This is a genomic window from Algoriphagus aquatilis (genome assembly GCF_042657405.1).
Classification (GTDB): Bacteria; Bacteroidota; Bacteroidia; order Cytophagales; family Cyclobacteriaceae; genus Algoriphagus; species Algoriphagus aquatilis.
In genome coordinates, this window is the sequence record NZ_JBHSKS010000016.1 from 1 (window position 1) to 19,930 (window position 19,930).

Annotated in this window: 16 protein-coding genes; 6 read left to right on the forward strand and 10 right to left on the reverse strand. The window is 44.5% G+C overall.

All coding sequences use genetic code 11. The features are described 5' to 3' along the window. Positions 1-80: 80 nt before the first annotated feature. The 6 genes from ACFPIK_RS15850 to bshA form a co-directional block, all read right to left on the reverse strand. A complete protein-coding gene (locus ACFPIK_RS15850) occupies positions 81-1,181 on the reverse strand; it encodes a hypothetical protein (RefSeq protein WP_377917014.1) in 1,101 nt (366 codons plus the stop codon). Then, positions 1,178-2,431 carry a hypothetical protein gene (locus tag ACFPIK_RS15855; protein ID WP_377917015.1) on the reverse strand — a complete coding sequence of 418 codons (1,254 nt, stop codon included), beginning with the start codon at positions 2,429-2,431 and terminating at the stop codon, positions 1,178-1,180. Before ACFPIK_RS15855 ends, ACFPIK_RS15850 begins: the two co-directional genes overlap by 4 nt. 555 nt (positions 2,432-2,986) lie before the next feature. Then, positions 2,987-4,873, reverse strand: a complete 1,887-nt coding sequence (gene htpG / locus ACFPIK_RS15860; RefSeq protein WP_377917017.1) for a molecular chaperone HtpG — start codon at positions 4,871-4,873, stop codon at positions 2,987-2,989. 418 nt (positions 4,874-5,291) lie between these two features. After that, a complete protein-coding gene (locus ACFPIK_RS15865) occupies positions 5,292-6,113 on the reverse strand; it encodes an NAD(P)-binding domain-containing protein (protein ID WP_377917019.1) in 822 nt (273 codons plus the stop codon). A 217-nt stretch (positions 6,114-6,330) separates the two neighbouring features. Beyond that, the gene (locus tag ACFPIK_RS15870; protein ID WP_377917021.1) at positions 6,331-6,957 is read right to left on the reverse strand and encodes a sterol desaturase family protein; all 627 of its coding nucleotides are present in this window, start codon (positions 6,955-6,957) and stop codon (positions 6,331-6,333) included. Positions 6,958-7,083: 126 nt separating this feature from the next. Then, positions 7,084-8,220: an N-acetyl-alpha-D-glucosaminyl L-malate synthase BshA gene (gene bshA / locus ACFPIK_RS15875; protein ID WP_377917023.1), complete on the reverse strand. Its 1,137-nt coding sequence runs from the start codon at positions 8,218-8,220 to the stop codon at positions 7,084-7,086. A 176-nt stretch (positions 8,221-8,396) separates the two neighbouring features. Between bshA and ACFPIK_RS15880 the strand changes: the two genes are divergently transcribed. Further along, positions 8,397-9,734 carry a M24 family metallopeptidase gene (locus ACFPIK_RS15880; protein WP_377917025.1) on the forward strand — a complete coding sequence of 446 codons (1,338 nt, stop codon included), beginning with the start codon at positions 8,397-8,399 and terminating at the stop codon, positions 9,732-9,734. 178 nt (positions 9,735-9,912) lie between these two features. Here the strand turns inward: ACFPIK_RS15880 and ACFPIK_RS15885 are convergent, their stop codons facing one another. Next, entirely contained in the window at positions 9,913-10,110 is a 198-nt protein-coding gene (locus ACFPIK_RS15885; RefSeq protein ID WP_377917027.1) for a type II toxin-antitoxin system VapB family antitoxin, read from the reverse strand. A gap of 339 nt (positions 10,111-10,449) precedes the next feature. On the opposite strand from ACFPIK_RS15885, the gene ACFPIK_RS15890 reads away from it, so the two are divergent. The 3 genes from ACFPIK_RS15890 to ACFPIK_RS15900 all read left to right on the forward strand — a co-directional run bounded on the left by ACFPIK_RS15890 (position 10,450) and on the right by ACFPIK_RS15900 (position 13,741). Further along, positions 10,450-11,613 carry an AIR synthase related protein gene (locus ACFPIK_RS15890; protein WP_377917029.1) on the forward strand — a complete coding sequence of 388 codons (1,164 nt, stop codon included), beginning with the start codon at positions 10,450-10,452 and terminating at the stop codon, positions 11,611-11,613. 410 nt (positions 11,614-12,023) lie between these two features. After that, a complete protein-coding gene (locus ACFPIK_RS15895; RefSeq protein WP_377917031.1) occupies positions 12,024-13,355 on the forward strand; it encodes a neutral/alkaline non-lysosomal ceramidase N-terminal domain-containing protein in 1,332 nt (443 codons plus the stop codon). A 5-nt stretch (positions 13,356-13,360) separates the two neighbouring features. Then, positions 13,361-13,741 (forward strand): DUF983 domain-containing protein, encoded by a 381-nt coding sequence (locus ACFPIK_RS15900; RefSeq protein ID WP_377917032.1) that lies wholly within the window; start codon positions 13,361-13,363, stop codon positions 13,739-13,741. On the opposite strand, the gene ACFPIK_RS15905 is transcribed toward ACFPIK_RS15900, so the two are convergent. Next, positions 13,733-14,563 (reverse strand): UbiA prenyltransferase family protein, encoded by an 831-nt coding sequence (locus ACFPIK_RS15905; RefSeq protein WP_377917033.1) that lies wholly within the window; start codon positions 14,561-14,563, stop codon positions 13,733-13,735. The genes ACFPIK_RS15900 and ACFPIK_RS15905 overlap by 9 nt on opposite strands. Positions 14,564-15,021: 458 nt before the next feature. Between ACFPIK_RS15905 and ACFPIK_RS15910 the strand changes: the two genes are divergently transcribed. Together ACFPIK_RS15910 and ACFPIK_RS15915 are read left to right on the forward strand one after the other, a co-directional pair. Continuing rightward, positions 15,022-15,657 carry a GDSL-type esterase/lipase family protein gene (locus ACFPIK_RS15910; RefSeq protein WP_377917034.1) on the forward strand — a complete coding sequence of 212 codons (636 nt, stop codon included), beginning with the start codon at positions 15,022-15,024 and terminating at the stop codon, positions 15,655-15,657. A 118-nt stretch (positions 15,658-15,775) separates the two neighbouring features. Further along, the gene (locus tag ACFPIK_RS15915) at positions 15,776-16,936 is read left to right on the forward strand and encodes an AAA family ATPase (protein WP_377917035.1); all 1,161 of its coding nucleotides are present in this window, start codon (positions 15,776-15,778) and stop codon (positions 16,934-16,936) included. Between the two features lie 465 nt (positions 16,937-17,401). Here the strand turns inward: ACFPIK_RS15915 and atpG are convergent, their stop codons facing one another. Then, positions 17,402-18,274 (reverse strand): ATP synthase F1 subunit gamma, encoded by an 873-nt coding sequence (gene atpG, locus ACFPIK_RS15920; protein ID WP_377917037.1) that lies wholly within the window; start codon positions 18,272-18,274, stop codon positions 17,402-17,404. 65 nt (positions 18,275-18,339) lie between these two features. Next, positions 18,340-19,917 carry a F0F1 ATP synthase subunit alpha gene (gene atpA, locus ACFPIK_RS15925; protein ID WP_377917039.1) on the reverse strand — a complete coding sequence of 526 codons (1,578 nt, stop codon included), beginning with the start codon at positions 19,915-19,917 and terminating at the stop codon, positions 18,340-18,342. Positions 19,918-19,930: the final 13 nt, after the last annotated feature.

The following is a 19,930-nucleotide window of genomic DNA, read 5'->3' on the forward strand; positions in this document are numbered from 1 at the left end:
TAATGTTCATGGTCAAAACCGTCTATTTTGACCTAATTTAAAGCAAGTTGAAACCCAACTAAAGCAATTGTCACTAACTGTCAGTAAGAACTTATTTGGCTACTGGTATCATTGCGGATATACATAATAAATTTTAATGACCTAGATTCAATTAATCTATTAAAATTTATTTCATCATAGGTATAATCAGGGGACCTCGTGTAAGTATAAAAGGAACTCATAAGCCTATCTCTTTCAGATCTATTTTCATATTTTTCAGGCAAATTAATTTCTTTTGGAAAGTCAGGAATTACACCTAAAACCTCGGTTAATTGCTTATCTCTAACCTCGAAATTGAAGCCTGAAAAAAACCTCACCGATTCATCTTGAATAAATTGCAGTTGACCTTCAATTTGATAGATTAATCCTGTTGGAGCACGAAAATCGCGTTGTTTAATTTCAATTCTTTGTGGGCTACCATCTTGATTTAGATAAACCTGTAATCTGTGACTATCCAAATTGAAAAGCTCTTTTGAAGAACCCTCCGAATTCACTCTACTCCAATCTTTGCTCTTGGATTTCAAAATTTCAAAAAGTAAATCTTGAGTCAGAGTGGAAACCACAGCAATTCGGGCACTAAAAGGAATTTGATCCTCATTCACAGCCCAAAATCTGGCGTATTGAGGCAAGAAGCCTAAATTTCCACCTTCAAAGCGGTGATCCTTCTTTGTTCGATCCTTCAATCCACCCAGTGTTATTACTCCCAAACTTTCCAAAAGAAAATCATCGGATTTTTCAACGACAAAAGCTCTTGATACATTGAACCTGTCAACCATTTCTGCTATATAGCGCTTTAATCGAATAATTAACTCTTCGTCCGAAAGACCTGTAATTGTAGCTTCAGGCAACTCAAGCATTCCTAGTTTGAGTAAAATCCTATTCTCCCCAGGTTTCAAATCACTCAAGCAAAAATGATGAACTTGATATCCCAAATAACGAATGTAAAAGCCACAATTATCTGTCTTTTTTAAACTTTCCAATGATATCCGACCGTCATTCCCTCCAATCAAAATCCTATTCTCATTTTTCAAAAAAACAGTAAAATGAGAAAGCGGATTACCTTTCTCATCTGATACAACTAATACCTGCCCAACTAACTCAGTACAAAATAGAAATGTAATTAAAAGTAGAAAGCTCTTCATTTCAAGTCCAGTTTAAATGTGTAGATTCCTAAACGGTCGTTTAGCTCTTCTATAATTCCGTCGGCATAATAAGTATCACCTATTTTGCCAATCACATGAAAACGTGCCGGAACCAAAACGTCTCCAATCAGCACGTTGTTTTCATAAATCTGTAATCTTGCATTTCCTGCTTTCGATCCTGTAGGATAATATGTTCTAAAAGTTAAACCATTAGATTCATCCGAATAAATAGCATGATAAAATCCCGCCTTTTCTAAATCTACCTTATAATTATCCAGAGCATCGTCAATTGTATTTGTGATGGGATAAGTTGACTGAATTCCTTCTCCTTCCACCCCAAATTTATATTTCAAAGTACCTTCAGAATCAAAAACATGAATAAGTGGGTCGATAGCAAAGGAAGCTAGGATTTCATCTTTCCGTTTGGTGAAAAATGAAAAATCAAAATTTGGAATATACAGATGTGACAAGTATTTCTCTGACCTGATTCCAAACCCTTCTATCACTTTTCTTTTTGAAAGGTCGTATCTTCCAAATACTGAAACACTCTTATAATATTCTTCAGAAATGTACCCATTTAACCTTGGGTGACTCATAGTGACAGGGAGTATAACTTCAGCAGCATTACCTAGAGTCAAAAATGAAGTATTATTTCCTTTAGAGGACCAAGCTATTTCATAAAGTCCAAGCATCGATCCATGTGGATTATTCAACATATCTTGATAGGACTCCGAATAGTCCCATTCAATCGGATAAGAACTTACTTTCTGGAAGTCTTGATCAAATACCACAAACTCAAAATTATCCAGCACCATATGATTATCTCCTGTTGCGTATGGAAGAAATCCATGAATATTATTTTGCTCATCAGGTCCATCCCCTTTACCTAAAAAGGTGCCTTTAGAGTGCCCATTTTTGTCAAAAGCGATCACTGTACTAAAAACTTGATCCACAAAGAATAACTCATCTCTACCAACTGAAAAAAAACCTACTCCAGAAAAGTAGTCTTTGTCAAAAATTAATGAGTCAAATTCTATTGAGTTGAGCGTTAGGTTCTTTTCTTGAAACAGAGGTACATTACTTTGGCTTTCTCTTTGGCAGGAAAAAATGAAAATTCCGATAACAACTAAAACAAACTTATTCATATAAATAAACATCATTAAAAGGCTAGGGAAATTCCTAGCCTTTGGATTAAACAATAAATCAATCTGGGCAATTTGAAGTAGATGCAGAACAATCCCCTTGGCCACATCGCGGCCTAAATGAAATTAAATTTCCTCCATAGCAGCCATCAGCTCTGCATCTACAAAGATTTTCCTCAGGCGTAGATGGCCATTCCGGTATCTCAATTGTTTGAGAATAAGAAGGGTAATAACCCATCTAACTCAGCGTAAGCATGAGTAAAATTAACTTTAACTTTTTCATTGAATTAAAATTTAAGTAAACAAATTGATTAAAAAGCTCGGCGCGCGTTGAACTTGAACTAAATATCCTGCCGACAATTCAAATTGTCAAGTCTTTAACTGAAAATTAATTCTTATGAAATCATAACTAGTTGATTTTCAATGAAATCATTTCTAATTTCTTAGTAGAACACAAATTACAACTTGCTGTTATACAATATGTTATTAAATAGTGAAATCTTAGTTTTAAAAATTAGATTTCTCCTAGAAATAAACACGAAAATCCCCGACCAAGGCCGGGGATTGGGATAAAAACCTTTGAGGTTTTAGAAGCCTCAAAGGTTTGATATCTAAAAAGACCTTCGGGTCCCGATACCTATCGGGACCCAAAGGTCTCTCACATCAAATCATCTCCACACTTCGCTTCACAAAGGCAGTCAAGTCCTTACCGGTCAGCAAGCCCTGAGACAACAAAGACAAATCAAATGCTTGCTTGGCTAGTTTCAGTTGGGCTTCTTCGCCATCCGCTTTGAGGATTTTGTCAACTACAGGATGGTTGCCGTTGATGGCGACTTTGTAGCTGTCCGGCAAGCTGCCGTAGAAGCTCATTGGTCCTCCTCCGGTCTGTGCCATGTCCTTCATACGACGCATCCACTCTTCCATGGTGATGGTCACGGGCATCTCCTCAGGACTTAGGCCTTCGATCTCCACGCTGTAGTTTTTGTTGTTGATCGCCTTTTCGAAGAGTTCCTTCACGGATTTGCTCTGATCTTCGGTGAGGAGATTGGCGTAGGTGGAGTCTTTTTGGATGAGCTTTTCCACCACATCGGCATCCACTCGCTTGAGTTGGGTCTTCTCGATCTTAGTCTCGATATGTTGGATAAAATGGCTGTCGATCGGAGAGTCAAGCACGAGCACATCGTAATCCTTCTTATTGGCCGAATCGATGAAGCTGTCCTGTTTGTTGAGGTCGGTGGAGTAGAGGAAGATGGTCTGCTCGTTTTTATCCGTTTGCACAGCTTTCACCTTTTCACGGTATTCATCCAGCGTGAAATATTCGTTTTTGGTGTTTTTGAGCAGGGTGAATTCCTTGCCTTTTTCGTAGAATTTCTCCTCGGAGATCATGCCGTACTTTACAAACAGTCCGATGTCGTTCCACTTTTCCTCGTAGGCTTTGCGATCCTTTTTGAAAAGTTCGGACAGCTTGTCGGCTACTTTTTTGGTGATGTAGTTGTTGATTTTCTTCACGTTGCCATCGGCCTGCAGGAAGCTTCGGGACACGTTGAGCGGAATATCCGGAGAGTCGATTACCCCGTGAAGCAGCATGAGAAACTCCGGAACAATGTCCTTGACCTCGTCGGTGATGAACACCTGACGGCTGAAGAGCTTGATTTTATTGCGCTGCAGTTCGAATTCGTTTTTGACCTTGGGGAAATACAGCACTCCCGTCAGGTTAAACGGATAGTCCACATTGAGGTGAATCCAGAAAAGCGGATCCTCACCCATAGGATACAGACTCTTGTAGAAAGCCAGGTAGTCTTCGTCCTTCAGGTCGCTTGGAGACTTGGTCCAGATCGGAGAAGTGGTATTGATGATGTTGTCCACTTCGATGGACTTCCACTTTTTATCGCCTTTGTCATCGACTCCGTCTTCTACTGATTCAGATTTGGTGCCAAACTTGATCGGCACGGGGAGGAACTTGCAGTATTTGTCCAGAATTCCCTGCAGCTTCCATTTGTCGAGGAATTCTTCAGAATCCTCGTTGATATGAAGAATAATTTCAGTACCTCGTTCTTTCTTCTTTCCTTTTTTGATTTCAAACTCAGTGCTGCCATCGCAAGTCCAGATGGCAGGTTCTGCGCCATCCTGATAGGAAAGGGTGTGGATTTCCACGTTTTTGGCCACCATAAAGGCGGAGTAGAAACCCAAACCAAACTTGCCGATGATCTCATTGGCATCTTTGGCATCTTTGAATTTCTCCACAAATTCTGTTGCGCCGGAGAATGCAATCTGATTGATGTATTTTTTGATCTCCTCGGCGGTCATCCCGAGGCCTTTGTCGGAGATGGTGATGGTCTTCTTTTTCTCGTCAAAAGCCACCTCCACGGTGATGTCACCGAGTTCGCCGGTGTACTGACCAAGGGTAGCCAGTCTTTTTATTTTCTGCGTAGCGTCTACCGCGTTGGAGACGAGTTCCCGAAGGAAAATCTCATGGTCGGAATAGAGGAATTTCTTGATAATCGGGAAAATGTTCTCGGTATGAATCGAGATCGTGCCTTTTTCCTGCATGGGTATAAATCGGTTTAGTTGAACACAAAATTTGACAAGAGGGAGGTATCAATGCCCGTTCCAAGAGTAAAAAAGTGACAAGATGGCATTTGAATGTTGCCACAAAGACACGAAGGCGGAAGGTAAAAGTGATCAGTAAGCAGTCACAGTTGGCAGAATAGAAAAAGAGATATGTTGCACGAGATACAATAGAAATATGCTCCCTGCGGTCGCGGGATATGATGGAGATATTATTATTGAAAGATGATTTGCGAAATAAAGCGTAGATAGGCTGCATGAAATACTATGGAAATAAGCCCTCCTTCGTCGGGCGAAAAAAGAGAAATAACTATCTATAAAATTCAAGTCCAGAGGTGCTAGTGACAAAAATAGTTAGCTACCGCAGGTAGCTTTATTTCAAATGTATTTCAACCATGTTTCAACTGTATCTAAATCCCAAAGGATCAGGATAATCAAACTCAAACCCTGTCTTAATGATCTTGCCGGAATCGATCAATCGGTCATTGCCTTCAGGTTCATTTTGATAACTGGCAGGCGGGGCAATGCCAAGATCAATGGCATTTTTCTCATAAATCTCCCTTCGCAGCGGATGGATTGGAGCTACTCCATTAAAGGTCTTATTCCAAAGTTCTTCTTCCATCACCCAGGCCAGCATGCGAACGGCATCTTGACGGTGGATAAAATTGACCCGGGTATGTCCTGCTACGTTTTCCTTTACAGAAAAATACTTACCCGGTACTCTGTCATCTCCCATTAAGCCTCCAAAGCGAACGATGGTCAAGTCGTACTTTCGCCTTTTCTCCATCAGTTGCTCTGCCTGGAAAATCGTGTCATTACCAGTATTTACCAAGGAAATCGGGAAATCCTCCCCATATTTTTCGGGAGAAGTCACTTCAGGATACACTCCAGTACTGGAAACAAAAATCACTTTCTGAATCGGCGAATTATCGATCAAGCTTCTCAGGTATTTGAGTTGTTCCAAATGAAAAGCACCGTTTACACTTCGAGTTCTCGGAGGAATATTGACCACCAAAATTTCGGATTGAAAAAGTGCATTAAATCCTACCCCTTCAGGATGGGGATTGAGTAAAAAACGAATGGCTTGAAGTCCTTCCTTCAAAAGCTTTTCCTGCTTTTCTGATGAGGTCGTGGAGCCAATGACATGCATGCCTTTTTCCTGCAGGTAAAAAGCCAATGGCTCGCCAATCCAGCCTAGACCGATGATGGATATTGTTTTCATGCTATTTTCTTCATCATTCGATGTTCGAAGTTCAGTGTTCGGTGTTCTGTCAACCTTCATTATTTGACATTTAAAGTTCGGAGTTCGAAATCCACTATTCAATCTCGAATGTCGAACATTGAATAATGATTTTCGAAGTCTTTACACCTTCCTTAGAGTCCTTGCGTCTTTGTGGCTGATCCCAAAAACAAAAAACCTCCCCGAAGGGAGGCCATTTTTAGTCTTTTTTAGGCATGGTACCCAGGAGGTAGTCCCAAAGCGGAGAACTTACTCCAAATGAAGTATCCGGATCTTTATAATGATGGATGGCATGATTGACCCATAGAATTTTCAGGAAGTTCTTTGGGGGGTTGTACGCATGCACAATGTAATGCACACCCAAATAGGCCGAGTATCCTATCAAAAAACCAGGAAGAAAGTACAGGGAGTAGTCTCCCATGATCAGCTGAAACACCAGATAAAAAATCGCTGCATAGGCGGCACTCACAAATGGAGGCATCGCCAAGCGATCTTTGTCCTTAGGATAATCGTGATGCACACCATGTATAGAATACTGAAGCTTATCCTTGAAGGGTGTGTCAGGCTCCATGTGGAAGAAGTGCTTATGCATCATATATTCCACAAAAGTGAAGGCAAAGATTCCGAGGAGCATGACTGGTAATCCTACTGAAAGGCCGATGGAAGTTGCCGTCAATGCATAGTAAAAAGATACCGAAGAAATCGCGAAAAAAAGCGTGATCGGAACCATAATGTGGGTTCTGGAAATTCTTTCCAAAATCGGGTTAGAAAACATCTGGGCTGAACCGAAATTATCCGGTCTGTCCAATCGCCCAATCTTTTTCATGTTTGTAGTTGGTTTAACAGTTGCTTGCATGAGTTCGTGGGTTAACTTCAATCCGTAAACTGCAACGCAAAGATAAGGGTTTCAAAAAACCAAAGAATATTCTTAAAACTGATTTAGCTCAGAAAATCAAACTGCACTCAGGGTAGTCGCAATGGTTTTCTCATAATAAGCTACATACTTTGGTAGGATCTGATCGATATCAAATTCCTTAGCTCTAGCCAAAGCACGCTCTTTGAATCCGGGGAGATTTTCATCGGAAAGGATGAATTTGGCTTTTTTGGTCATATCCTCTACCTCTCCCACCTCACAGGCAAAGCCTGTAATTCCGTCCAAATTAAGCTCGGGTATTCCTCCTGCATTGGAAGATAAAACAGGGACTTCGCAAGCCATAGCCTCCAAAGCCGCTAATCCAAAACTTTCTTTTTCCGAAGGCATCAAAAACAAATCGGCAACCGAAAGCACTTCCTCTACGGCTTCCAACTTGCCCAAAAACCGAATATCATCACAGGTCCCCAAAGTACGGCATAGACGCTCCATACGATCCCTTTCCGGTCCGTCACCGACCAAAAGAAGTTTCGCAGGAATTTCCTTTCGGACATTGTAAAAGACATGAATAACATCCTCCACCCGCTTCACTTTTCTAAAATTGGAGGTATGGACGAGGAGTTTTTCTCCATTAGGGCAGATGGCCAGCTTGAAATGCTCTTTACGCTGCTTCTTGAAACGCTCCAAATCAATAAAATTTGGAATCACCTCAATGTCCCGCTTGATGTCGAAATGCTCAAACGTTTCCTTTTTCAAATCTTCTGAAACGGCTGTCACGCCATCGGATTGATTGATAGAGAAGGTCACCACTGGCTCGTAGCTTGGATCTTTTCCCACTAGGGTAATATCTGTACCATGTAGTGTCGTCACCACAGGAATCTGAATTCCCTCGGTCTTTAGAATTTGCTTGGCCATGTAGGCAGCCGAAGCGTGCGGAATCGCGTAGTGCACATGCAGCAAATCCAGGTTTTCGTATTTCACCACACTAACCATCTTACTGGCCAAGGCGAGTTCGTAAGGTGCAAATTCAAACAATGGATAGCTCTTGATATCCACTTCATGGTAGAAGAGATTTTCGCTGAAAAAATCCAATCGCATGGGCTGCTTGTAGGTGATAAAGTGAACCTCATGCCCCACTTTGGCCAGACCTTTTCCAAGCTCAGTAGCCACTACACCACTCCCACCAAAGGTGGGATAACAGACAATTCCTATTTTCATTTAATGCCGGGATAAGGCGGATTCGATTTGCACTTTAACACGCTTGTCCTGTGTTTTTGTTCAAAATAAAAGATTTTTATGATTCGAATTATGAATGAAAGGTTGTTGCATCCTTCGAGCGGTTCTTTTTGCATGTCAAAATCCTGATTAATTTACCAAAGAATTACAGCCAATCTATGCAAAAGAAACTTCTACTCTTTGGGTTTATGGCAGCTCTTTGGGCCTGCCAACCCAACGCGGAAACCACCTCGGAAAAACAGGAAAAAATAGACCCTGTCACCTATTGGGGAGAAAATCCTTGGCCTGAAATCCGAAAAAAACGGATTAATCATCTCCTACCCACTGCGCTGAAAAACGCAGGAGTGGATGTATGGCTGGTCGTCTGCCGGGAAAATTACAATGATCCTATTGCTACCCATGTAGGAGGTGAAAATGCAAGCGGAACTGCCGCATTCTTGTTTTTCAATGACGAAAGTGGGTTTCATTCCTTGGTATTTTCTCCCGAGGGAGAAGCTACGGCTCTTGATGATCTCGATATTCACGAAAAGGTAGAACGTGTTCCGCGTGGAGAATCTGCTGTCGCCAAAGCTGTGGAATTTATCAAATCCAAGGGCTTCCAAAAAGTAGCCATCAACTCCTCCGCTAGCAATGAAATGGCGGATGGCATCACACACAGTCAGTATCAAGAACTAGCTGGTCTGATGGGCGCGGATGAGAAAAAATTGATTTCCTCAGACGAACTCGTGTACGAATGGCTATCCATTAAACTTCCTGAAGAAGTGGAAATCCTCACCAAAGCAGCCCAGTTGGCTTCCGACTTCCAGCATGAAGCCTATGCGATGATCGAGCCTGGAAAAACCACCGACGCTGACGTAGCCAAATTTCTCAAAGCCAAGATGGCCGAGTACGGAGTCACTGACGCTTGGCATCCCGACCAAAACCCCAATGTCAACTCAGGGCCTGACCGTGGTCACTCCCATGCCACAGACAAAGTCATCATGCCCGGAGATGTGATTCAAACCGACTTTGGAGTAAAACTTTACGGCATTTGGGTGTCAGATATTCAGCGATTTGCTTATGTCTTGAAGGAAGGAGAAACTGCCGCTCCAGCAGCTATTCAGAAATATTGGGGAAATGGAAAAGCCGGCAGCCGTGCCGCACTCGGTGCGATGAAGCCGGGCGTGAAAGGGGAAGATGTAGACCGGGCCCAGCGCGACTTGATGGACGCAGCGGGTTCCCTCTATGTGCCTTGGAGTACCGGTCACCCGGTCGGCTACGTGGCACACGACGTAGGACCAAACCTAGGCGGTGCCCGACTGCCTCAACCACGACCTGCAGCACAAAAGCTACTCAAAGAAGGAATGGTCTTCGCATTTGACGGATTTCATTGCTGGAAGCAGCCTGATGGTACAGAAAAAACCATCTCAGTCGAAGAAATGGCGGTAGTCACAGCTGACGGGGCGAGATACCTGATTACTCCTCAAGAAGACTTGATCTTGGTTGGAAAAAAATAAAGATCGCAAAGATTGAAAAGGCTGGGCAACCACCCTTTTTGATTTACGAATTTCGATTGACAAATTACGGCGTTAAAAGAAAGATTGATCCTTTTGAGGATTCTCGATGTTTTGAAATTCTAAAATAAAAATCTGTGCTATGCTGTGGCAAAAAAGTTTTGATTCTTGTGTCTTGATTCTAATGTCTTGAAGATCTCATTTCGTCCAAATTTCCCTCCCATTTAAACTTACCTCTAAGCTCTTTGATTATTTCCTGCTTTTTTAATGATACCATTTGTCGTAGCGCTTCTTCCACTGCAGCTTTTTTGGTGGTGATCCCGGTAAGCTTCATCGCCTCCTGAATCAGGTTTTCATCAATATCGATATTGGTTCTCATGTGTATGTTTTTGATAAATACACACCTCATTCGGAATTAAAGTTTTGACAGTTAAGTGCAATAATCAACTTAAACCATCAAAGGCAGCCAAACCCTAGAATTTTCGATTATTTCCCTCTTTCAATTTTTCAACCCGGATTTTGCATTAGGGTCCGTTTTGAGAGGAAAAAATGCAAGAAAATCAAGTATTTAACGAATGAGGCATAGCCACGCTATGGTGAATGAGTTAAATGCAGCGCAGCGATTGATTTTAAAGCATTTTTGCCTCGTAATAGGAATTCTAATGCATATTCCGGGTTCCATTGGCTACCTTTGCCCCAACCAAATCTTTCCTCCGCTATGAACGAGCGCTACATGCAGCGCGGTGTTTCCGCATCCAAAGAAGACGTCCACAACGCCATCTCCAAGTTGGACAAGGGCCTTTTTCCCAAGGCTTTCTGTAAAATCGTCGAAGACACGCTAGGCAATGACCCGGACTTTTGCAATATCATGCATGCAGATGGGGCGGGCACCAAGTCCTCTTTGGCCTACCTCTATTGGAAGGAAACCGGCGACCTCAGCGTGTGGAAAGGCATCGCGCAGGACGCCATTATCATGAATACCGACGACCTGCTGTGTGTAGGCGCCATCAATAATATTCTCGTCTCCTCCACCATTGGAAGAAATAAAAATCTGGTACCTGGCGAAGTCATCTCTGCCATCATCCAAGGCACAGAGGAAGTACTCCAAATGCTCCGAGACAACGGAGTCAATGTCGTACTTACTGGAGGGGAAACTGCCGACGTAGGAGATTTGGTAAGAACCATCATCGTGGACAGTACGGTGACTTGCCGAATGCGCCGCGATGAGGTCATCTCCAATGACAAAATTCAAGCGGGTGACGTGATCGTAGGGCTTTCCTCCTATGGTCAAGCCAATTACGAATCCGAATACAATGGCGGTATGGGGAGCAATGGACTAACTTCCGCCCGTCACGATGTATTTAATAAATTGCTGAAGACCAAATACCCTGAAAGTTTTGATCCGGCTGTTCCGGACAGTTTGGTTTACACCGGCAAATACAACCTCACCGATCCGGCTCCAGGTGCGCCGGTGAACATGGGTAAATTGGTGCTTTCGCCTACCCGAACCTATGCCCCCATCATGGTAGACGTGCTGAACTACATGCGTCCAAACATCCACGGCTTGGTGCATTGCTCCGGAGGTGCACAGACTAAGGTGCTGCACTTTGTGGACAATGTCCATGTGATCAAAGACAACCTGTTTGAGACGCCGCCCTTGTTCCGAATCATCCAGGAAGAAAGCGGTACCGATTGGAAAGAAATGTACAAGGTCTTCAACATGGGCCACCGCATGGAAGTGTACCTAGACGAGCGCTATGCCGAGGAAATCATCGACATCGCCGAGTCTTACGGGGTGGAAGCACAAATCATCGGCAGAGTGGAACCTCATGAAGGCAAAAAAGTCACGATTCAGAGTCCACACGGGACGTTTGAGTATTGATCCCATCGGGGTTCTACATTCGATGTTCGGAGTTCGACATTCGACATTCGATATTCAGTTATTGGTTATTGAGTTATTTGTTCGGCGTTCAATAATCTGTTGCTTTAAGTAGCTCAACAATCCGTGAGTGAGGACACTCACTGGGGCATTTAGTATTGATCCGTTCAGAGTTTAGTATTCGATGTTCGGCATTCGATATTAGCTATTGGATAAAGGTTAATAGTTATTGATTTATTGGTTCGGAGTTCAAGGTTTGTTTGCTATCCTTGAGTGAGGGCACCCTCGGAGGCGTCTAAGTCAAAAATCACTTTCTAAGTTTAATGATGTTTGATTTCCTAAAAATGATCTGAAGTTCAAGCAAATGTCGTCACTCGTAAATCGTAATTCGTAAATCGTAATTCGTAAATCCCTTGCCTCGTCTACTCAAATTCCTCGCCTACTTCCTTGGAGTGATCGGTTTGATCGCCTTGGCGACGATCACCACGGTGGACCGAAGCCCGATAAAAGAGCAGGATTTTTACCGGGAAACCTTCGACAGACTATCTTCCACACCATGGGAAGGATCGGAAGGCGAAACTTGGCTTGCAGGATGGTCCAAAGCCAATGTCACTCCCCCCAAACCCGTCGATCTGGTAGGTTACGCCCCGAGAGGGCCCTATGAGTTTGTTCAAGACTCCAGCTATGTCAAAGCTATTACGCTGAGCAATGGCAAAACCCGGATCGCCTGGCTCAATTACGAGTTACTGATTGTTCATCCTGCCTTGGCTCAAGCGGTAGAAAATGCGGTAAAAGAAGCAGGAATCCCGACTAACCAAATCATTTTCACTGCCACGCATACCCACTCCGGAATGGGTGGCTACATGCCAGGCCCCTTGGGAGAGTTGGCTTTTGGCGGATATGATCAAAAAGTAGTAGACCTCTTAGCTGCAAAAAGTGTCCAAGCCCTCCAAACAGCCCTTGCTTCCGAGGATTCGGTGTCGATGAGCTTTCGAAAAACCAAAGCAGAAAACTTTGTCGCCAACCGATTTGTCAAAGACGGACCATTTGATCCCTTTGTCCGGCAGGTCATTTTCACCAAAAGGGATGGAAAAAAGGCGGTATTCTTCACCTACGCTGCACATGCTACTTGCTTGAGTTCGAAGTTTATGGGACTGTCAGGAGACTACCCCAAGGCACTTACTCAAAAAATGGAAGCTCGGGAATACGAACTCGCCCTTTATGCTGCGGGAACGGTGGGAAGTCACCGGCCACTTTCGAAAGGAAACACACCCGAAAAAGTAGAGGAATACGCCACAGCACTGGACTCGGTCATTTGGTTGCGGATGACCAATTTTGCTTCCAACAAAATCCCAAGAGTCCTCCATTCCCGATTGGATCTTTCCCTTCGCGAACCGCATTTGCGGATTTCGGATAACCTGAGAATACGACCTTGGCTGTTCAACTACTTATTAGGCGAGACCAATGCTCACTTGGACATTACCCAAGTGGGTCGGATTCTATTTATCTCCTCAAGCGGCGAACTGTCAGGCGTCTTCTATGAAGAATGGGAAAAACTCGCCGATCAACAGGGCCTTAAGCTCATGGTGACAGTCTTCAATGGAGGATACATCGGGTACATTACCCCCGATGAACTCTATGACGAGCACTTTCATGAAGTCCGAGAAATGAACTGGTACGGCCCCGGAAATGGAGCTTATTTCGATCAACTCATCCGCCAAATCATCACCAAAGCAGGCAAATAAACCCCATGCTCAAGTCCATTTTCACCTTTCAATGTCCCCGCTGTCGAAAAGGCAACCTTTTTCAAGAAGGAAACCTCCTGCGTCCGGGAAGCTTGTTTAAAATGCATTCCCATTGCCCGCATTGCCAGCAATCCCTCGAGCCAGAGCCCGGTTTTTACTTCGGAGCCATGTTTGTAAGTTATGCGATCAACACCGCGTTATTCATAGCAGCTTGGGTGGCCTTAACAATCCTTTATCCTGATTACACGCTCAGCATGTTGCTGGGCTTACTTACTGCCGTGGTGACCTTGGCACTTCCGCTGACCTACCGCCTAAGCCGCTCGATTTGGCTGGCGATTTTTGTGAGATTTGACCCTCAGGCTTCGCAAAAAAAGAGTTCAGAGTAGCATCAAAAGCCAAGGAATTGAAAATGCGAGTTCCATTCGTTGCCTTTTCTGATGAACCGGTAAACCACTTTGGAAAAAGCTCACATAATGAACCAAAGCCATCAGTACTACCACACAAGAAAATGGCCGATAAAAAGAGGGTAAAAAGATAAATCCTGCCAAAGAAAGGAAAATCAACCCAAAGGCGACTTGACGGATGAGTTGGATGATTTTTTGGGTAGGAAGCGTGCTTGCCACAGAAAAAAAGCCCGACTTCGCATCTTCATCCCGATCCAAAAAGGATAACATCAGCAGATTCAAAAATGCCAACAGGATATAGCCCGGCAAAAAAAGCAGGGAACTCCTGGTAATATCGATTGCCTCAGCCCGCAGGATGGGCAGCCAAACAATGCCTACCACATAGAAGACAGCAATCGAAAATTCTTTCATCCATCCGGGACCAATTTTGCGGATCATCACCCGGCTTCCCAATATCAGCAGGGCCAGAATCAAGGTAAGCTGAAGCTCTTTTCCCCATCCAAACCAAGTAAACGCACCAACCAAGCCAATTAAAACTGACAAAATCAACAGGCCACAAAGCGCTTTTCTGAATTTTCGGTGAAATTCCCTTCTAGGGACTAATTCAGTCCGTACAGTTTGCACATCGATCAAGTGATCAAGCGTATAGATACTCCACACAGCCAATCCAAGCAAGGCAAAAGCGGGCCATTGCAAATGCACATGAAATAGATCCATAAAAAAATACATCCCCGCCATCGCACCGACCACCACGTCAAGCGATAGCCAAGAAAGGTATTGAAATGTCCTTTGCAAAAATCCCATGGACGAAATTACACGGGAATTTTAAAATGAAAGGAATTGCCACAGATTCACAGATAAATCTTTTATATCTGTGCATCTGTGACCACTTACAAGATTTCCTTTTTCCTTTGGTAAAAAATCTCCGCGTTCTCTGCGCCTTCGCGGTGAATCAAAAAAGCTTTAGCTTTTCTCAGTGAGCTCGGTAGTTAACTAACCCTTGGGGTCCTATTCATTTCACTTTGTGGCCAAAAAATCCTTCGTGCCCTCCCATGTCCTTCGTGACCTTCGTGGTTAAAAATCCTTTGCGCCCTCTGCGTCCCTACGGTGAATAAAAAAGCTTTAGCTTTCCCTCTGAGACCTTTAAAATGGTAGTTAAAAAGATAAAGGATTGAAGTTCAAGAAATGTCTAATTCTCCATCTTCCTTGGTGGCCTTTGTGGTAAAAAATCACCAATTTCCCTATCCAAACCCCAAAAAACCATGCATAAACTCTCCCTCCTATTCTTGGCGCTTTTCGCCAGCTTTTCCGCTTTTTCCCAAAGCCCCATCAAAGTAGCCTTCGTCGGCAACAGCATCACCCAAGGCCCCGGTAGGGACAATCCCGATTCCTATCCTCTTCAGGTAGCCGCCCTACTCGGGGATTCCTATGAAGTCAAAAACTTCGGCGTCAGCGGTCGTACCCTGCTCAAAAAAGGAGACTATCCTTATTGGAACGAGCCCCAATTCCAGCAGGTCAAGGATTTCCAACCCGATGTAGTCGTCATCAAGCTGGGCACCAACGATTCCAAACCTCAAAACTGGGCTCATAAAGCCGATTTTGTGAAAGACTACCTTGATCTAATCGCGGAGTTTCGTGCACACATGCCCAAGGATGGCAAAGTCTATGTCGTGATGCCTGTGCCTGTCACCCGGGTCAACTTTGGCATCAATCCCGAGGTGATGAACAACGAACAGCGGCTCATGCTGATGGAGATCATCCAAAAATCCGGTGCGGAACTGATCGATCTCTACACCCCGCTGATGGACAAACCCGAACTCCTGCCCGATGGTGTTCATCCCAACAATGAAGGCCTCCGCATCATGGCTGCTGTGGTCGCGAGAAGGATTAGGCTGTAAGGGGAAAAACCAAAAAAAAACCTGTCAGGTCTTGAAGACCTGACAGGTTTAATCTAACCTTCCCCTCAATTAACTTTTAGTAAATTACCTTTGGTAAATCACTTTTGGTGAATTACTTTTGAGTGATACCAAAAGAGAAGCCATGGCCATGCTATACAAAAAACCTCTGAATCCGTTTCCCACCTCGGGATACTATGGCCCTGCATATTTTTGCAACCGAGAAAAGGAGACACTACAACTCACACAATTCCTGCAAAACGGGCAGTCTTGCCTGCTGATGGGAATCAGAAGGCTTGGAAAAACGGCCTTGATTCAGCATGTGAGGCATTACTTACCAAGCAATTGGGAATTTATCTACCTCGATATCCTGCCTACAGAAAATGAATCCCAACTCCTCAACTCCATCGGTACAGCCTTGCTTCAGCACTTCTCTGAAAAAGACAAGATCGGAAAGCGGGTTTGGGAATTTGTGAAAACACTTCGACCCATCATCTCCTTCGATCAGCTAAGCGGCATTCCTCAGGTGAGTTTTCAACTCTCACAGGCCGAACGGCCCGTAATTGATATCCTGACCTTTCTTTCCCAATTGGAAAACCCTGTAGTCATCGCTATCGACGAGTTTCAACAAATTCACTCCTATCCGGAAAAAAACACCGATGCTTGGCTTCGGGCAGCCATTCAACAGCTGCAAAACGTGTTCTTTCTGTTTTCGGGAAGTCAACAATCGATTCTTAACGAACTTTTCTCTAATCCTTCCCGACCTTTTTACCGAAGTGCCAGCCCTATCCAATTGGGTAAAATAGACGTTTGGGAGTACCGGAAATTTATCGTGGGCCAATTTGCTTCGCATGGAAAAAAGCTAAGCGAGCAAACCGCAGAGCAAATCCTCGAATGGACCAAGTGTCACACCTACTACGTACAGCTATTATGCAATCGTCTGTATCAATTGCCCGCGACTGAGTACTCGGCAGAGGATTGGCAGACTTGTGCCCAACAAATCCTGAAGGAAAGCGAAACCTTCTTCCTTCATTACCGCACCCTGCTGAGTACACAGCAATGGAAACTCGCCGTGGCAATAGCCAGAAGCGGTCGCGTCTCTGCCCCGACCTCCAAGGACTTTATCGGTGCCTATCAGCTAGGAAGTGGCGCTACGGTACTCAAATCCCTGCACGCTCTTTTGGAAAAAGAACTGATCTACAAAGAACACGATGCAACAGGCAATCCCTATTACCAAGTCTATGATGTCTTTTTTGAACGATGGATTCAGGGGATATATTAAACCTGAAATAGGCATTAGAAAATCTACTACGAGCCCAAAATAAGTCAAAATCAGCCGTTTCACTTCACTTTTCGATCTCACCGTAGCGGTCCTACGACTCGATCTCCAAAGTGCCTAATTTTCTTTCATTTTGAATTCTCGCTACGAATTCTAATGCATAATCCAGGTTAAAAAAATTCTAAAACAAGTCCCTGATAGTCGCTGCGCCTAAACAATACGCGCACCACAAGCCAAAAAAACAGTCTACAAACCCAAGGTCAGCTGATCTACCACATCGTAGGTCACCGGTGTGCGCTCGTTCCTTCGGGTCATGGCTTTTAGGTTACCATTTGAGTCGTAACTCATCCCATGGACGGAATCTGCGAAAATCCGCGACTTTTTCAGTGGTAATCTGCGGGAGTATTTTAAAAACAAAAAAACCACAACCCTTTCGAGCTGTGGTCCTGATTTGGGATCTATTGTTGGTTACTTACCGGCAAGGGCATTGGCACCAGCTACGATCTCGAGGATCTCGTTGGTGATAGCCGCCTGACGGGTACGGTTGTACATTAGTTTCAGTTCTTTTAGCAATTCCCCGGCGTTTTCAGTCGCCTTGTCCATTGCAGTCATTCGCGCACCATGCTCGGAGGCGTTGCTTTCCAATACGGCCTTGTAGAACTGAATCTTCAATGACGTAGGAACCAACTCTTCGATGATGTAAGAACGAGAAGGTTCAAGGATATAGTCAGTCTCTGCAGCTTTTACTTCGTTGGACTCTTGAGGTGCCATCGGCAAAAACTGCTCGGTCCGTACGATCTGCGTTGCTACGTTTTTAAACTCGTTGAACACCAAAAATACCTGATCATAATCCCCTGCCACGAATCCGTTCATCGCAAACTCCGCCGCTTCCTTTACCACATCAAAGGTTAGGTTATGATACACGCCGTAGTAAGCATCTATCAAGGTGTAAGAAGACTTCTTGAAGTACTCGTAGGACTTTTTGCCCAAAGGAAGAATGCTGATCTCAGCACCTACAAACTGCTCCTTGATGGCAGCATTGGTGGCCTTGATGATGTTGGTATTGAACGCACCGCAAAGTCCCTTGTCTGAAGTCACAGGCACCAAAAGCACCTTTTTGCCTTCACGCTTTTGAGCATAGGCAATATCCGCTGCACCTTCACTAGCTGCAGAGACATTGTTGAGAATGGTGGTCAACTTTTGGGAATAAGGACGCATCTGTACGATCTTGTCCTGTGCCCTTCTCAGCTTGGCAGCGGAAACCATCTTCATGGCTTTCGTAATCTGCTGCGTGGAGATTACCGAGTTGATCCTTTGCTTTACTTCCTTAAGATTAGCCATCAGCGAATGCTTTGTCAGGTATAATGACCCCGTCGGACCGAAGCCCAACGGGGAATGAAATCAAATTACTTAGCGTATTTAGGAGCGAGTTCAGCAGCTGCAGTTGCCAAAATCTTACCTGCGCCGTCGATGTCTCCCTTGAGAATCAACTGCAATGCTTCAGGATAAGAGGCATCCAACAAGGTGTAGAATTCTTTCTCGAATGCTCTTGCCTTTTCTACAGGCACGCTATCCATCAAGCCCTTGGTAGAAGCGTAGATGATCGCTACCTGATGTGCAACAGATACCGGAGAGTACTGAGGCTGCTTCAGGATTTCCTGATTACGACGACCTCTCTCGATGGTACGCTTGGTAGAAGCATCAAGGTCAGAACCGAACTTAGCAAACGCTTCCAATTCACGGAACTGCGCTTGGTCAAGCTTTAGGGTACCTGCCACTTTCTTCATGGATTTGATCTGCGCGTTACCACCTACTCGGGATACAGAGATACCCACGTTGATCGCAGGACGGATACCGGAGTTGAATAGGTTGGTCTCCAAGAAGATCTGACCGTCGGTAATAGAGATCACGTTAGTCGGGATATAAGCAGATACGTCACCTGCTTGCGTCTCGATGATTGGAAGAGCGGTCAACGAACCACCACCTTTTACCAACGGACGGATAGATTCAGGAAGATCATTCATCTGCTGCGCGATAGCATCAGACTTATTGATTTTCGCAGCTCTTTCGAGCAATCTTGAGTGTAAGTAGAACACGTCACCCGGATAAGCTTCACGTCCCGGAGGTCTTCTCAAAAGCAGAGACACTTCACGGTAAGCTACTGCCTGCTTAGAAAGGTCATCATAAACTACCAAGGCAGGACGGCCGGTATCACGGAAGAATTCACCGATCGCAGCACCGGTAAATGGCGCAAAGAACTGCATGGGTGCAGGGTCTGAAGCAGCAGCAGAAACTACTACCGTGTAAGGTAGGGCTCCGCCTTTTTCCAAAGCAGCAACTACACCGGCCACAGTAGAAGCCTTTTGACCTACGGCCACGTAGATACAGAATACTGGCTCACCTTTGTCGTAAAATTCTTTTTGGTTCAGAATGGTATCGATTACCACAGCAGTCTTACCCGTCTGACGGTCACCGATGACCAATTCACGCTGGCCACGACCGATTGGAATCATCGCATCAATAGACTTGATACCTGTTTGAAGCGGTTCAGTTACCGGCTGACGGTAGATTACGCCCGGCGCTTTACGCTCCAAAGGCATTTCGTATAGGTTGCCTGCGATAGGTCCTTTCCCGTCGATAGGGTTACCCAAGGTATCCACTACACGGCCAAGCATGCCTTCACCCGCCTGGATCGAAGCGATCTTTTTGGTACGCTTTACGGTATCTCCTTCTTTGATTTCTTTGGAGTCACCAAAAAGTACTGCACCCACATTGTCCTCTTCGAGGTTAAGCACCATGGCCTTGAGACCATTGTCAAACTCCAGCAATTCACCAGCCTGAGCCTTGGAAAGTCCATAGATACGGGCTACACCGTCACCCACTTGGAGGACTGTACCCACTTCTTCTAGTTCGGCTTCGGTTCTGGCACCGGAGAGTTGTTCTCTCAAGATGGCCGAAACTTCATCAGGTCTTACTTCTGCCATGATATGATACGAT

Coding starts and splice junctions, on each gene's coding strand:
- ACFPIK_RS15850 (WP_377917014.1), bottom strand. CDS start 1,181: ATGAAGAGCTTTCTACTTTTAATTACATTTCTATTTTGTACTGAGTTA.
- htpG (WP_377917017.1), bottom strand. CDS start 4,873: ATGCAGGAAAAAGGCACGATCTCGATTCATACCGAGAACATTTTCCCG.
- ACFPIK_RS15865 (WP_377917019.1), bottom strand. CDS start 6,113: ATGAAAACAATATCCATCATCGGTCTAGGCTGGATTGGCGAGCCATTG.
- ACFPIK_RS15870 (WP_377917021.1), bottom strand. CDS start 6,957: ATGAAAAAGATTGGGCGATTGGACAGACCGGATAATTTCGGTTCAGCC.
- bshA (WP_377917023.1), bottom strand. CDS start 8,220: ATGAAAATAGGAATTGTCTGTTATCCCACCTTTGGTGGGAGTGGTGTA.
- ACFPIK_RS15880 (WP_377917025.1), top strand. CDS start 8,397: ATGCAAAAGAAACTTCTACTCTTTGGGTTTATGGCAGCTCTTTGGGCC.
- ACFPIK_RS15885 (WP_377917027.1), bottom strand. CDS start 10,110: ATGAGAACCAATATCGATATTGATGAAAACCTGATTCAGGAGGCGATG.
- ACFPIK_RS15890 (WP_377917029.1), top strand. CDS start 10,450: ATGAACGAGCGCTACATGCAGCGCGGTGTTTCCGCATCCAAAGAAGAC.
- ACFPIK_RS15900 (WP_377917032.1), top strand. CDS start 13,361: ATGCTCAAGTCCATTTTCACCTTTCAATGTCCCCGCTGTCGAAAAGGC.
- ACFPIK_RS15905 (WP_377917033.1), bottom strand. CDS start 14,563: ATGGGATTTTTGCAAAGGACATTTCAATACCTTTCTTGGCTATCGCTT.
- ACFPIK_RS15910 (WP_377917034.1), top strand. CDS start 15,022: ATGCATAAACTCTCCCTCCTATTCTTGGCGCTTTTCGCCAGCTTTTCC.
- atpG (WP_377917037.1), bottom strand. CDS start 18,274: ATGGCTAATCTTAAGGAAGTAAAGCAAAGGATCAACTCGGTAATCTCC.
- atpA (WP_377917039.1), bottom strand. CDS start 19,917: ATGGCAGAAGTAAGACCTGATGAAGTTTCGGCCATCTTGAGAGAACAA.